The sequence below is a fragment of the Pseudomonas sp. GM74 genome (assembly GCF_000282455.1).
Taxonomy (GTDB): Bacteria; Pseudomonadota; Gammaproteobacteria; order Pseudomonadales; family Pseudomonadaceae; genus Aquipseudomonas.
Window position 1 is genome coordinate 155852 of sequence record NZ_AKJG01000003.1, and the last position, 13232, is coordinate 169083.

Sequence of the window (13232 nt, forward strand, 5' to 3'; positions counted from 1 at the left end):
TTCTCCAGCCAAGGTATCAACCGTGAGCGTGAACAACCCTCTTTTGCAGTCCTATGACCTGCCGCCGTTCTCCGCCATCCGCGCCGAACACGTACAACCGGCCATTGAACAGATCCTGGCTGACAACCGTGCCGCTATCGTCGAGATCCTCAAGACCCAGGTCAAACAGCCAACGTGGGCTGGCCTGGTACTGGCGATGGACGAACTCAACGACCGCCTGGGCGCCGCCTGGAGCCCGGTCAGCCACCTCAATGCCGTGTGCAACAGCGCTGAACTGCGTGAAGCCTACGAGTCGTGCCTGCCGGCCTTGAGCGCCTATTCCACCGAGATGGGCCAGAACCGCGAACTGTTCCAGGCCTTCGAAGCCCTGGCCAGCAGCCCGGAAGCGGCCGGTTTCGACGTCGCGCAGAAAACTATCCTGGAACACTCCCTGCGTGACTTCCGTCTGTCGGGTATCGACCTGCCGGAAGCCGAACAGAAGCGTTATGCCGAAGTGCAGAGCAAACTGTCCGAACTGGGCAGCCGTTTTTCCAACCAGTTGCTCGACGCCACTCAGGCGTGGACCAAGCACATCACCGATGAAGCTGCCCTCACCGGCCTGACCGACTCGGCCAAGGCGCAAATGGCCGCCGCAGCTCAAGCCAAGGATCTGGACGGCTGGCTGATCACCCTGGAATTCCCGAGCTATTACGCGGTGATGACCTACGCCCAGGACCGCGCACTGCGTGAAGAAGTCTACGCGGCCTACTGCACCCGTGCGTCGGACCAGGGCCCGAATGCCGGCCAGAACGACAATGGCCCGGTCATGGAAGAAATCCTCGATCTGCGTCAGGAGCTGGCCAAGCTCCTGGGTTTCAGCAGTTTCTCCGAACTGAGCCTGGCGACCAAAATGGCTGAGTCCAGCGATCAGGTGCTGAGTTTCCTGCGCGACCTGGCCAAGCGCAGCAAGCCGTTCGCCGCCCAGGATCTGGAACAGCTCAAGGCTTATGCCGCCGAACAAGGCTGCCCGGACCTGCAAAGCTGGGACAGCGGTTTCTACGGTGAAAAACTCCGTGAACAGCGTTACAGCGTTGCCCAGGAAGCCCTGCGCGCCTACTTCCCGATCGACAAGGTGCTCAGCGGCCTGTTCGCCATCGTCCAGCGCCTGTACGGCATCGAGATTGCCGAGCAGAAAGGCTTCGACACCTGGCACCCGGATGTCCGCCTGTTTGAAATCAAGGAAAACGGCCAGCACGTCGGACGCTTCTTCTTCGACCTCTACGCCCGTGCCAACAAGCGTGGCGGTGCCTGGATGGACGGCGCACGCGACCGTCGTCGCACCGCTGGCGGTGTATTGCAAAGCCCGGTGGCCAACCTTGTGTGCAATTTCACCCCGGCCGACAGCGGCAAGCCTGCTCTGCTGACCCACGACGAAGTCACCACCTTGTTCCACGAGTTCGGTCACGGCCTGCATCACCTGCTGACCCGCGTCGAGCATGCTGGCGTGTCCGGCATCAACGGCGTGGCCTGGGATGCGGTCGAGCTGCCGAGCCAGTTCATGGAGAACTGGTGCTGGGAGCCTGAAGGCCTGGCGCTGATTTCCGGTCACTATGAATCCGGCGAACCGCTGCCTCAGGACTTGCTCGGGAAAATGCTCGCGGCGAAAAACTTCCAGTCCGGCCTGATGATGGTTCGCCAACTGGAGTTCTCCCTGTTCGACTTCGAACTGCACGCCACCCACGGCGATGGCCGCAGCGTGCTGCAAGTGCTCGAAGGCGTGCGGGACGAGGTTTCGGTGATGCGTCCGCCGGCCTACAACCGTTTCCCTAATAGCTTTGCGCACATCTTCGCCGGTGGTTACGCCGCGGGTTACTACAGCTACAAATGGGCTGAAGTGCTGTCCGCCGATGCGTTCTCGAAGTTCGAAGAAGAGGGAGTGCTCAACGCCGACACCGGTCGTGCGTTCCGCGAAGCAATCCTGGCCCGTGGCGGCTCCCAGGAGCCGATGGTGCTGTTCGTCGACTTCCGTGGTCGTGAGCCATCAATTGACGCACTCTTGCGCCACAGCGGCCTGAGTGAGGACGCAGCAGCATGAGTGAGGGGCCTGTGATTACGAAAAAACGCTTTATCGCCGGGGCGGTCTGCCCGGCATGCAGCGAACCGGACAAATTGATGATGTGGAACGAAGATCAGGTCCCGCACAGAGAGTGCGTAGCCTGCGGTTACTCCGACACACTCAATGAGCAAGGGCTGTCGGTGCCCAAGGAGTTGGGCACGCGAGTTAATACCAGCGCACTCAAACCCGCTGACACCAAGGTTCAGGCGGTTCAGTTCTTCCCTAATCCGAAACTGAAAAAAAAGCCTGACGAACAAACCTGAGTGAAAAAAGCCCCCGTTGCGCAATGCCGTGGGGGCTTTCTTTATTCGATATGAGCGGACTTGAACCAGCTCTTCATCGAGCACGCGGCGAACGGGCTGGTGCTGCAATCGCCATTGGCCAGGGCCGTGCGCAGTTTTTCCACGTCGGCCTGCATCATGTAGCGAATGCCGTCCTTGAAGTGGGTGCTGTCGCCGAAGCCACCCTGAGTCATTTCGTTCAGGGCCTCCTCCTTGGTCCAGCCCTGGATGACAACCCGGTACATGGCAGCCATCAGGCCGGTACGGTCGGAACCGTGTTTACAGTGCATCAGCACCGGGCCTTTGGCTTCGGCAGACTGAATGGCGCGCAAGGCCTTTAGCACATCGGCGTCGTCCACATGGTTGGTGCGATAAGGCAACTGTACTTGCGTGATGCCTGGCATAGACAACCAACTGGAGTCTGCTTCAGGCAGGAAGTTGATCACCGTGCCCACCTTGAGTTTCTCCAGCAGCGGCACCGCGCCCTTGTCCGGCAAGGCACTGCGATAGAGCGTCGGTGACATTTGAAAGAGGTTGTATTGCTTCTCGATCGGTTGAGCCCAGTCTGCCGGACGGTGCATCGTGCTGTCGTCAGCAAATGCCGGTGTCAGGTTAACGAGTGCAACGAGCGACAGGCAGATTGCAGATATGAATCGTGGTAAGGACATGCTTGAGCGACCGTTCTGAAAGGGACGGGAGATGCTGGCAAGGATCAGCCACGCCCGGTCAAAGGCCTGTGAGAGGGCTGTCAAAGAATCGTGAAGCTGACGGGATGATGAATTCATCAAGGATCGAGCCTCGTTCATTGAAAGAGCATTGTTGTAGGCGAAAAAAATCAACCCCGTTCGATTATTAACTTCGACCGGGACTGATTAATAAAAATATATTTGCCTGGACCTTTGGTTCAAGGTTTCGCAATGCCGGCGTACGCTTTGGCCAGAGCCAGCAGTTTTTCCTTATCATCGGAGTTGATGGTCCCGTTACCATCAATATCTTTGTCGACACGGCCGATACTAAAAGACTGGCCGCCGTCGTATGAGGACGCAATCAGCGTGGTGGAGTCCAGCAAAGAGGTGGTCACGACCGAGTTTTTTTCATCCCAGCCTTCTTCCTTGAGTGCGAACTGCATCGATACCAGTACTTCATCTGGGTCGACTACAGACGGTCCAAGTTTTTGCAAAAATATACCGCGGCGATTAAAAAACGACATAAATAAATCCTTTTATAGAATATCGGTGTTTATGTTTTGCAGCGAAAAAATGGTACATGTAGTTTTGTCGCAACAGCCAGGCTTTATATGTTTCTCCCGGTTGCTTCACGCAAGCGTGCATAACAAATAATTAGAAAGTGCCGAACGGCGCTGGTCGAGTGGTTTTGATCGATGTACTGTATGCGCATACAGTCATTGGGTGTTTTTTCATGCGCACGCCATTTCCTCCCCGTGGCCGCGGCACCGCGACCAACCCGCACAACCGCTTCGCCCCCAGCCATTCGGTGGCAGAGGACGACGGCTGGTACCAGGAAGTACCGCTCACCCAGGGCACCGAGGTGCGCATTGAAACGGCGAAAACCATCATTACCCGTAACACATCGCCGGATTTGCCCTTCGACCGTTCGATCAATCCCTATCGCGGCTGCGAGCACGGTTGTATTTATTGCTATGCACGCCCCAGTCACGCCTATTGGGATATGTCACCAGGGCTGGATTTCGAAACAAAACTGATCGCCAAGACCAACGCCACGGATGTGCTGGAGGAGCAGCTGTCCAAGCGTGGCTATCAATGTGCACCGATCAACCTCGGTTCCAACACCGATCCGTATCAGCCGATCGAGCGTGAATACAAGATCACCCGGCAAACCCTCGAGGTACTCCTGCGATACCGGCACCCGGTGACAATCGTCACCAAGGGCTCGCTGATTCTTCGTGACCTTGACCTGTTGACCGAGCTTGCCAGCCAAAGACTGGTGGCGGTAATGATCAGCCTGACCACACTGGACGACGAACTCAAACGCGTCCTTGAACCCCGCGCCGCAGCGCCCAAGGCCCGGTTGCGGGCGATCAGGGTCATGCGCGAGGCGGGCATTCCGGTGGGCGTGCTGTGTTCACCGATGATTCCGATGATCAACGACAGTGAACTTGAAGGTTTGCTCACCGAGGCCCATGCGGCCGGGGCGCAAAGTGCTGCTTACATGATGTTGCGTCTGCCGCTGGAAGTGGCGCCGCTGTTCGAAGAATGGCTGGGCGCCCACTATCCGCAACGGGCGGCGCATGTGTTGAGCCTGATTCGCCAGAGCCGTGGCGGTGAACTCTACGACAGCCGCTTTGGTGCTCGAATGCGCGGTGAAGGCCCCTTCGCCGACCTGCTGGCACAGCGCTTTGCCAAAACCATCAAGCGACTGGGGCTCAATCGCCGGGAAGGCTTTGACCTGGACTGCAATGCCTTTTGTCCGCCCGGTCGCCAAATGTCGTTGATTTGAGGACAATTGGCCTATGGTTGAGTACTGAAGATCGCGCTCACGCCTTTGGCTGGTCACGTTTTTTGTGACCTGGAACACGCATTCTAGAGCGTTTTATTCAGTTTCAATTAAGATTCGGCCGCTACCTTGTTCATCGAGTGACTGATGGGTCGAAATGTTTGGCCTGGATGTTTTTTACCAGCCACTGGCTTCACACCGGACCACACGGGAAGATTCCCTGAGCCCGCCAATGAGGATGAATTGATGAGTGACAAGGATAAACAGCCGTTGGCTGCGTCGGCTTCAGCCCAACCCGAGGCCGAAACCGCCGATGCAGCGTTGCAGCATATCGTTGACGGCTTTTTGCATTTTCATCATGAGATCTTTCCTCAACAGGAAGAACTCTTCAAGAAACTCGCCACGGCCCAGCGGCCACGCGCGATGTTCATCGCCTGCGCCGATTCGCGCATCGTTCCCGAGTTGATTACCCAGAGCTCCCCCGGCGACCTGTTCGTGACCCGTAACGTCGGCAACGTCGTGCCGCCTTACGGGCAAATGAACGGCGGTGTTTCAACGGCCATCGAGTACGCCGTACTGGCTCTGGGGGTGCATCACATCATCATTTGCGGGCATTCCGACTGCGGCGCCATGCGCGCGGTGCTCAATCCGGACAGTCTGGAAAAAATGCCCACGGTCAAAGCCTGGCTGCGTCATGCCGAAGTGGCCAAGACCATGGTGCAGGAGAACTGCAACTGCTCTAGCGAAAGCGAAAGCATGCACATCCTCACCGAAGAGAATGTGATCGCCCAATTGCAGCATCTGCGCACCCATCCATCGGTGGCTTCGCGCATGGCCAACGGTCAGCTATTTATTCACGGCTGGGTCTACAACATCGAAACCAGCGAAATCAAAGCGTACGACGCCGATCAAGGTTGTTTCCTGCCGCTCAATGGCAGCCTGCCAATTCCAGTGGCGACGCCCAAAGCGCGCTTCTAAACCCTCCTAAAACGTTGTGTGGTTCAGCCGAGGCTGCCGTTCAGGCAGCCTTGCTTTGCCATGCCTGAAGAAAACTTCGGGAGATTCACCATGCGTGCTGCTCGACTCAAAGCTGTTCTGCCACGGGAGCTGCTGGCTTCGGTGGTTGTGTTTCTGGTCGCCTTGCCCCTGTGCATGGGCATCGCGATTGCCTCGGGGCTGCCGCCGGCCAAAGGTCTGATCACCGGCATCATCGGTGGTCTGGTGGTCGGCTGGTTGGCCGGCTCGCCGCTACAAGTCAGCGGCCCGGCGGCGGGCCTGGCCGTTCTGGTATTCGAGTTGGTCCGCCAGCACGGTATCGCCATGCTTGGCCCCATTCTGTTGCTGGCGGGATTGCTGCAACTGGTGGCTGGTCGTTTGAAGCTGGGTTGCTGGTTTCGGGTGACGGCACCTGCGGTGGTGTACGGCATGCTGGCCGGGATTGGTGTGCTGATCATCCTGTCTCAGGTGCATGTGATGCTCGATGCCGTGCCCAAGCCCTCGGGCCTGGATAACCTGGCGGCCTTCCCGGCGGCGCTGGCCCAAGCGTTGCCCACGTTTGGCTGGCAGGCCGGATTGCTCGGTTTGTCGACGATCGCTGTCATGTGGCTGTGGGAGAAATTCCGTCCGCAATCCCTGCGCTTCGTTCCTGGCGCGCTACTCGGCGTCGGTCTGGCCACGCTTGCCAGCCTGGTGCTGGCGTTGCCGGTCAAACGGGTCGAGGTTCCGGCCAACCTGACGGAGGCCATCGACTGGCTGAAGCCCGCGGATCTGCTCAACCTGGCTGATCCGACCCTGCTGATCGCGGCGTTTGCCGTGGCCTTCATCGCCAGCGCCGAAACCCTGCTCTCAGCCGCTGCGGTTGATCGCATGCACAGTGGCCAGCGCTCGGACTTCGACCGGGAATTGTCGGCGCAAGGTATCGGCAACATGCTGTGTGGCCTGCTTGGGGCGTTGCCGATGACTGGCGTTATCGTACGCAGTTCAGCGAATGTTCAGGCCGGTGCAACGACGCGGTTTTCGACCATTTTCCACGGCCTGTGGCTGTTGGCGTTCGTACTGTTGCTGTCCAGCGTGCTGCAAAGCATTCCGGTAGCTAGCCTGGCGGGAGTGCTGGTTTATACCGGTTTCAAGCTGGTGGATCTCAAGGTCTTCCGTGGCTTGGGACGGTATGGTCGGGCGCCGATGTTCACCTACGCGGCAACCGCGCTCGCCATCGTTTTCACGGATCTGCTGACTGGCGTACTGATTGGCTTCGGCCTGACGCTGGTGAAACTGGCGCTGAAAGCTTCTCGGTTGAAAATCAGCCTGATTGACCTGCCCCGGGAAGGGGAAATGGAATTGCGTCTGGTGGGCGCTGCGACCTTCCTCAAAGTACCGGCGCTGACCCAGGTGCTGGGCAGCATTCCACATGGCGCGACGGTGCATGTGCCGCTCAACAACCTGAGTTATATCGATCACTCGTGTCTGGAACTGCTGGAGGAATGGGGGCGGGCGAATGCAGCCAAGGGGTCGAAGCTGTTGATTGAATCGCGGGGATTGAAGCGTCGGCTTGAGGGACGGGTGCGGACGAATACCGGCGTCGGTGTGGCTGGCTGAGGTACCTGTGTGGGAGCGGGCTTGCTCGCGAAAGCGGCGTGTCAGTCGATATAAACGTTGAATGATTGACCGCATTCGCGAGCAAGCCCGCTCCCACAGGTTTCAGGGATCAAGCCGCCGGCTGATCCAGTTCCAGGCCTACGCCCAAACGGCGGGACATGCACGGCCAGCGTTTCCACGCGACACCCGTGTCCGGGCTGTTGAGCTTCTCGCGGTAGGCTTCCACCGACTCCAGTGCGAAGCTTTCGTCGTTGAGCATCTCGTCGATGGCGTGATGCACCACTTCGTCCAGTTGGTTGGCGAACGACTCACCGATCAATTGGTGAGCAATCAGGTTGGCGACAGTCATGTCCAAGGGGATCAGTGGCTGGCCGAAATGTTTGATGTACAGGTCGTTGACCTCTTCGACAAACCGGTGCGCCAGATAGGCTTCATCCAGCAGGCTGTCGAGCCCGACATGGCCGGCCATGATGGCTGGCGGCTGGAGGAAGTACTGCTCGGCGATATTCAACACCGGTTTGATCTGTGACTCAATGCCCGCTTCCCTGGCGACTTCATTGGCTGCATCCAGCAGATCGGGCACTTCTTCGATGTAGGCGGCGACAAATCGTGTCAGTACGCCGTTGGTATCGGCCTCCGGCAACTGGATCGCCGGGTGCAGATGAGGCAATTTACTTTCCAGCTGACGCGTCAGCAGACCGGTCTCGGCTTCGTGTTGTTGGGCTTTTTGGATCTGCTCGCGCAATGCGGCGGTGTTCATGAAAACTCCAGGAAACAAGGCAATGAAATAGGGAAGACATAACTTAGCTGGCTTACGAAAAATGCTAAGACGCATTTGTCATAATTATTTCATCCTTGAGACGGCTCCGTTATATCGGTTTGCCACCACTCGTCTGCATCCTTCTCCATTCGTGCCCTGCAACGCAAGTTAATGCTGTTTCAGATCATTTACGCCTTCGCATTGCGAGGTGAGAGTCGCTGTCTATACTCGGGTTGGAATGGAGTTAGCTGATGACGCCCGACTGCATATGCAGCAAGGCCCGGTGCTCAAGTTCGTAGTCTGATGCAGCCGCTCCCTTGCCGCAGGTGAAAGCCGGCGGGATAACAAGAACGATAAGGGGAACCCGCAATGATGCGACATCCACATGTCTGGATGGGCCTCCTGTTGTGGTCGATTTTCAGTCAGGCACAAGCGGCCTGGACTGTGAATATGGCGCCTGGAGCGACTGAAATCAGTCACGCAGTATTCGACCTGCACATGATCATTTTCTGGATCTGTGTGGTGATCGGCATCATCGTATTTGGTGCCATGTTCTGGTCGATGATTCTCCACCGCCGCTCGACCGGGCAGGTGGCCGCCAAATTTCATGAAAGCACCACCGTCGAAATCCTCTGGACCATCGTGCCCTTCCTGATCCTGGTGGCCATGGCGATTCCCGCTACCGCGACCCTGATCAAGATGTACGACGCCAGCGAGCCGGAAATCGATATCCAGATCACCGGCTATCAGTGGAAGTGGCACTACAAATACCTGGGCCAGGACGTCGAGTTCTTCAGCAACCTGACCACCCCCCAGGATCAGATCCACAACAAGGAAGCCAAGGGCGAGCACTACCTGCTCGAAGTCGACAAGCCTTTGGTGCTGCCGGTCGGCGCCAAAGTGCGCTTTCTGGTGACCTCCGCCGACGTGATCCACTCCTGGTGGGTGCCGGCTTTCGCGGTCAAGCGCGATGCGATTCCCGGGTTCGTCAATGAAGCCTGGGCCCGCGTCGACAAGCCCGGCATCTACCGTGGTCAGTGCGCCGAGTTGTGCGGCAAGGATCACGGCTTCATGCCGACCGTGGTCGAGGTCAAGGAAAAGGCCGATTACGAAAAATGGCTGGCCGATCGCAAGGTCGAGGCCGCGCAACTCAAAGAGCTGACCAGCAAGGAATGGACCCTGGACGAGCTCAAGGATCGCGGCGAAAAGGTCTATCACACCACCTGCGTGGCCTGTCACCAGGCCGAAGGCCAGGGCCTGCCGCCGATGTTCCCGGCGCTCAAGGGCTCGAAGATCGCCACCGGGCCAAAAGACGCTCACCTGAGCATTGTCTTCCACGGCAAGCCTGGCACCGCCATGGCCGCGTTCGGCAAACAACTCTCGGAAGTCGATATCGCGGCAGTCGTGACCTATGAACGTAATGCCTGGGGCAACAACAAGGGCGACATGGTCACGCCTAAAGAAGTGCTGGAGCTGAAACAGGCGGAAAGCAAATGACCCGGTCTATTGCGCACGTAAGGAACCGGTCGGGGCTACGCACCCCGGCCTGCCCAGCCCATCTGTTTGCAGGAGACAGGACATGACTGCTGTAATCGATGAACATGTTCATACCGCCACCGACCACGCCCACGGCCCCGCCAAAGGCCTGATGCGCTGGGTGCTGACCACCAACCACAAGGACATCGGTACGCTGTACCTGTGGTTTGCATTCTCCATGTTCCTGCTTGGCGGTTCGTTCGCGATGGTGATTCGCGCCGAGCTGTTCCAGCCGGGGCTGCAGATCGTCCAGCCGGAATTTTTCAACCAGATGACCACCATGCACGGTCTGGTGATGGTCTTCGGTGCGGTGATGCCGGCCTTCGTCGGCCTCGCCAACTGGATGATCCCGCTGATGATCGGCGCGCCGGACATGGCCCTGCCGCGGATGAACAACTTCAGCTTCTGGCTGTTGCCAGCGGCGTTCCTGCTGCTGGTGTCGACCCTGTTCACCCCCGGTGGCGGGCCGAACTTCGGCTGGACGTTCTATGCACCGCTGTCGACGACCTACGCGCCGGAAAGCGTGACCTTCTTCATCTTCGCGATCCACTTGATGGGGATCAGTTCGATCATGGGCGCGATCAACGTGATCGCCACCATCCTCAACCTGCGCGCCCCCGGCATGACGCTGATGAAAATGCCGCTGTTCGTCTGGACCTGGCTGATCACCGCGTTCCTGCTGATCGCGGTGATGCCGGTACTGGCCGGTTGCGTGACGATGATGCTGATGGACATCCACTTCGGCACCAGTTTCTTCAGTGCCGCCGGTGGCGGAGACCCGGTACTGTTCCAGCATGTGTTCTGGTTCTTCGGTCACCCCGAGGTGTACATCATGATCCTGCCGGCGTTCGGCGCCGTCAGCTCGATCATTCCGGCCTTTTCGCGCAAGCCACTGTTCGGCTACACCTCAATGGTCTACGCCACGGCGAGTATCGCGTTCCTGTCGTTCATCGTCTGGGCGCACCACATGTTCGTGGTCGGCATTCCGCTGGTGGGCGAGCTGTTCTTCATGTACGCCACGCTGCTGATTGCGGTGCCGACGGGCGTGAAGGTGTTCAACTGGGCCAGCACCATGTGGCAGGGCTCGCTGACGTTCGAGACGCCGATGCTGTTTGCCGTGGCGTTCGTGATCCTGTTCTCCATTGGCGGTTTCTCCGGGTTGATGCTGGCCATCGCCCCGGCGGACTTCCAGTACCAGGACACCTACTTCGTGGTCGCGCACTTCCATTACGTGCTGGTGCCGGGGGCGATCTTCGGGATCTTCGCCTCGGCCTATTACTGGATGCCGAAATGGACCGGCCACATGTACGACGAAACCCTCGGCAAGCTGCATTTCTGGCTGTCGTTCATCGGCATGAACCTGGCCTTCTTCCCAATGCACTTTGTGGGGCTGGCGGGCATGCCGCGACGGATTCCGGACTACAACCTGCAGTTCGCCGACTTCAACATGGTGTCGTCGATCGGCGCATTCATGTTCGGCGCCACGCAGATCTTCTTCCTGTTCATCGTGATCAAGACCATTCGCGGTGGCGCGCCGGCACCGGCCAAGCCGTGGGATGGGGCTGAAGGTCTGGAGTGGAGTATTCCGTCGCCGGCGCCGTATCACACCTTCACCACGCCGCCGGAAGTGAAATGAACACTCTAGCCTTTGTGGGAGCGGGCTTGCTCGCGAAGAACGATGACGCGGTGTTTCTGTTAAACCGCAGCGCCTGCTTCGCGAGCAAGCCCGCTCCCACAGGGTTCTCGGTGGAGGTTCGAAGTCATGGCTGATTCGATTTCGATGAAGAAACTGGTCACGCGCCTGCTGACCGTGGTGGTGGCAATGTTTGTGTTCGGCTTTGCCCTGGTGCCGATCTACGACGTGATGTGCAAGGCCTTCGGTATCAATGGCAAGACCGGCGGGCAGTACGAGGGTGAGCAAACGGTCGACACCTCGCGGCAGGTGCGCGTGCAGTTTCTGTCAACCAACTCCGCCGACATGACCTGGGATTTCTATCCCAAGAGTGATGAGCTGACCGCTCACCCGGGGGCGGTGAACGAGATGATCTTCATCGCTCACAACCCCACCGATAAGCCGATGAGTGCCCAGGCCGTGCCGAGCATCGCGCCCAGCGCAGCCGCGGCGTACTTCCACAAGACCGAATGTTTCTGCTTCACCCAGCAAGTGCTGCAGCCCGGTCAGCGGATCGAGATGCCGGTACGTTTCATCGTTGACCGTGACATGCCCAAGGATGTGAAGCACCTGACGCTGTCCTACACGCTGTTCGATATCACTGCCCGACATCCACCGGTAGCTGTAAACACTGGCGGTTGAGCGTGCCCGATAAGGAGAACAATAAATGGCAACTCATGAACATTATTACGTTCCGGCCCAGAGCAAATGGCCGATCATCGCCACGGTCGGGATGTTCGTCACGGTGTTTGGCCTGGCCACCTGGTTCAATGATCTGAAAGCAGCGCGTCCGGAATCCCACGGGCCGCTGATCTTTTTCGTCGGCGGGCTGATGGTGGCCTACATGCTGTTCGGCTGGTTCGGCACGGTGATCAAGGAAAGTCGCGGCGGCTTGTACAGCGCACAGATGGATCGCTCGTTCCGCTGGGGCATGAGCTGGTTCATTTTTTCGGAGGTGATGTTCTTCATCGCCTTTTTTGGCGCGCTGTTTTATGTCCGTCATATCTCCGGGCCGGCGCTCGGCGGTGAAGGCGCCAAAGGCATTGCGCACATGCTGTGGCCGAACTTCCAGTTCACCTGGCCACTGCTGAGCAATCCCGACTCGAAACTGTTTCCGCCGCCCAAGGAGGTCATCAGCCCCTGGGGTCTGCCGTTGCTCAACACCGTGTTGCTGGTGAGTTCCAGCGTGACCGTGACCATCGCCCACCATGCCTTGAAAAAGGGGCATCGCGGCGCACTGAAACTCTGGCTGTTGCTCACCGTATTACTCGGCTGTGCGTTCCTCACCTTCCAGGCCGAAGAGTACATTCACGCCTACCACGAACTGGGCCTTACCCTGGGTTCGGGCATCTACGGCGCGACTTTCTTCATGCTCACCGGGTTCCACGGCGCCCACGTCACCATCGGCACCATCATCCTGTTCGTGATGCTGGTGCGGATCATGCGCGGACACTTCGACAACGAGCACCAGTTCGCTTTCGAAGCGGCGAGCTGGTACTGGCACTTCGTGGATGTGGTGTGGATCGGGCTGTTTGTCTTCGTCTACGTGCTCTAAAGCAGCAGCTACCAGGGGACATGGGAAACCAGCTGGCCGCTGAAAAAACCCCAGGTGATCAGACCCAGGGTAATGGCGGCCAGAGTGACACGCACACTCAAGGCAATGACGAGGCGGTTTGAGCGGCTGTCGTCCTTGACCAGAAAAAACAGGCCGCTGAACAGGCTGACAACCGTGGCAATCAGCATCAGGACGATGGCTGCTTTGAGCATGGTGAGACTCCGGGGGGATAAGCGATGCACTTGAGTATAGCTATCGCGATG

General features: G+C 58.5%; 13 protein-coding genes. 9 read left to right on the plus strand and 4 right to left on the minus strand.

Going from position 1 to position 13232, the window contains the following annotated elements:
• The first annotated feature begins 22 nt into the window (after window positions 1-22).
• Window positions 23-2074, plus strand: a complete 2052-nt coding sequence (gene prlC / locus PMI34_RS25760) for an oligopeptidase A (protein ID WP_008045777.1) — start codon at window positions 23-25, stop codon at window positions 2072-2074.
• Complete coding sequence (locus PMI34_RS25755; protein ID WP_008045778.1) at window positions 2071-2358, plus strand: YheV family putative zinc ribbon protein; 288 nt, start codon at window positions 2071-2073, stop codon at window positions 2356-2358. Before prlC ends, PMI34_RS25755 begins: the two co-directional genes overlap by 4 nt.
• A gap of 41 nt (window positions 2359-2399) precedes the next feature.
• Here PMI34_RS25755 and PMI34_RS25750 read toward each other — a convergent pair whose 3' ends face one another.
• The gene (locus PMI34_RS25750) at window positions 2400-3044 is read right to left on the minus strand and encodes a dual specificity protein phosphatase family protein (RefSeq protein WP_032829313.1); all 645 of its coding nucleotides are present in this window, start codon (window positions 3042-3044) and stop codon (window positions 2400-2402) included.
• A 236-nt stretch (window positions 3045-3280) separates the two neighbouring features.
• A complete protein-coding gene (locus PMI34_RS25745) occupies window positions 3281-3586 on the minus strand; it encodes a hypothetical protein (protein ID WP_008045782.1) in 306 nt (101 codons plus the stop codon).
• Between the two features lie 209 nt (window positions 3587-3795).
• Between PMI34_RS25745 and PMI34_RS25740 the strand changes: the two genes are divergently transcribed.
• The 3 genes from PMI34_RS25740 to PMI34_RS25730 all read left to right on the plus strand — a co-directional run bounded on the left by PMI34_RS25740 (window position 3796) and on the right by PMI34_RS25730 (window position 7446).
• The gene (locus PMI34_RS25740; RefSeq protein ID WP_008045784.1) at window positions 3796-4854 is read left to right on the plus strand and encodes a PA0069 family radical SAM protein; all 1059 of its coding nucleotides are present in this window, start codon (window positions 3796-3798) and stop codon (window positions 4852-4854) included.
• Between the two features lie 243 nt (window positions 4855-5097).
• On the plus strand, window positions 5098-5829 hold the full coding sequence (locus tag PMI34_RS25735) for a carbonic anhydrase (RefSeq protein WP_008045785.1): 732 nt from the start codon (window positions 5098-5100) through the stop codon (window positions 5827-5829).
• A gap of 90 nt (window positions 5830-5919) precedes the next feature.
• Window positions 5920-7446 carry a SulP family inorganic anion transporter gene (locus PMI34_RS25730; protein WP_008045786.1) on the plus strand — a complete coding sequence of 509 codons (1527 nt, stop codon included), beginning with the start codon at window positions 5920-5922 and terminating at the stop codon, window positions 7444-7446.
• Between the two features lie 109 nt (window positions 7447-7555).
• Here the strand turns inward: PMI34_RS25730 and PMI34_RS25725 are convergent, their stop codons facing one another.
• On the minus strand, window positions 7556-8206 hold the full coding sequence (locus tag PMI34_RS25725) for a hypothetical protein (protein WP_008045787.1): 651 nt from the start codon (window positions 8204-8206) through the stop codon (window positions 7556-7558).
• A 369-nt stretch (window positions 8207-8575) separates the two neighbouring features.
• On the opposite strand from PMI34_RS25725, the gene coxB reads away from it, so the two are divergent.
• From coxB to PMI34_RS25705, 4 genes are all read left to right on the plus strand, one after another.
• Complete coding sequence (gene coxB, locus PMI34_RS25720) at window positions 8576-9703, plus strand: cytochrome c oxidase subunit II (protein ID WP_008045788.1); 1128 nt, start codon at window positions 8576-8578, stop codon at window positions 9701-9703.
• A gap of 82 nt (window positions 9704-9785) precedes the next feature.
• Window positions 9786-11378 carry a cytochrome c oxidase subunit I gene (gene ctaD / locus PMI34_RS25715; protein ID WP_008045790.1) on the plus strand — a complete coding sequence of 531 codons (1593 nt, stop codon included), beginning with the start codon at window positions 9786-9788 and terminating at the stop codon, window positions 11376-11378.
• Window positions 11379-11504: 126 nt separating this feature from the next.
• A complete protein-coding gene (locus PMI34_RS25710; RefSeq protein ID WP_008045794.1) occupies window positions 11505-12056 on the plus strand; it encodes a cytochrome c oxidase assembly protein in 552 nt (183 codons plus the stop codon).
• 25 nt (window positions 12057-12081) lie between these two features.
• On the plus strand, window positions 12082-12969 hold the full coding sequence (locus tag PMI34_RS25705) for a cytochrome c oxidase subunit 3 (RefSeq protein ID WP_008045796.1): 888 nt from the start codon (window positions 12082-12084) through the stop codon (window positions 12967-12969).
• Window positions 12970-12977: 8 nt separating this feature from the next.
• Here PMI34_RS25705 and PMI34_RS25700 read toward each other — a convergent pair whose 3' ends face one another.
• On the minus strand, window positions 12978-13181 hold the full coding sequence (locus tag PMI34_RS25700; protein ID WP_008045798.1) for a twin transmembrane helix small protein: 204 nt from the start codon (window positions 13179-13181) through the stop codon (window positions 12978-12980).
• Between the last annotated feature and the right edge of the window lie 51 nt (window positions 13182-13232).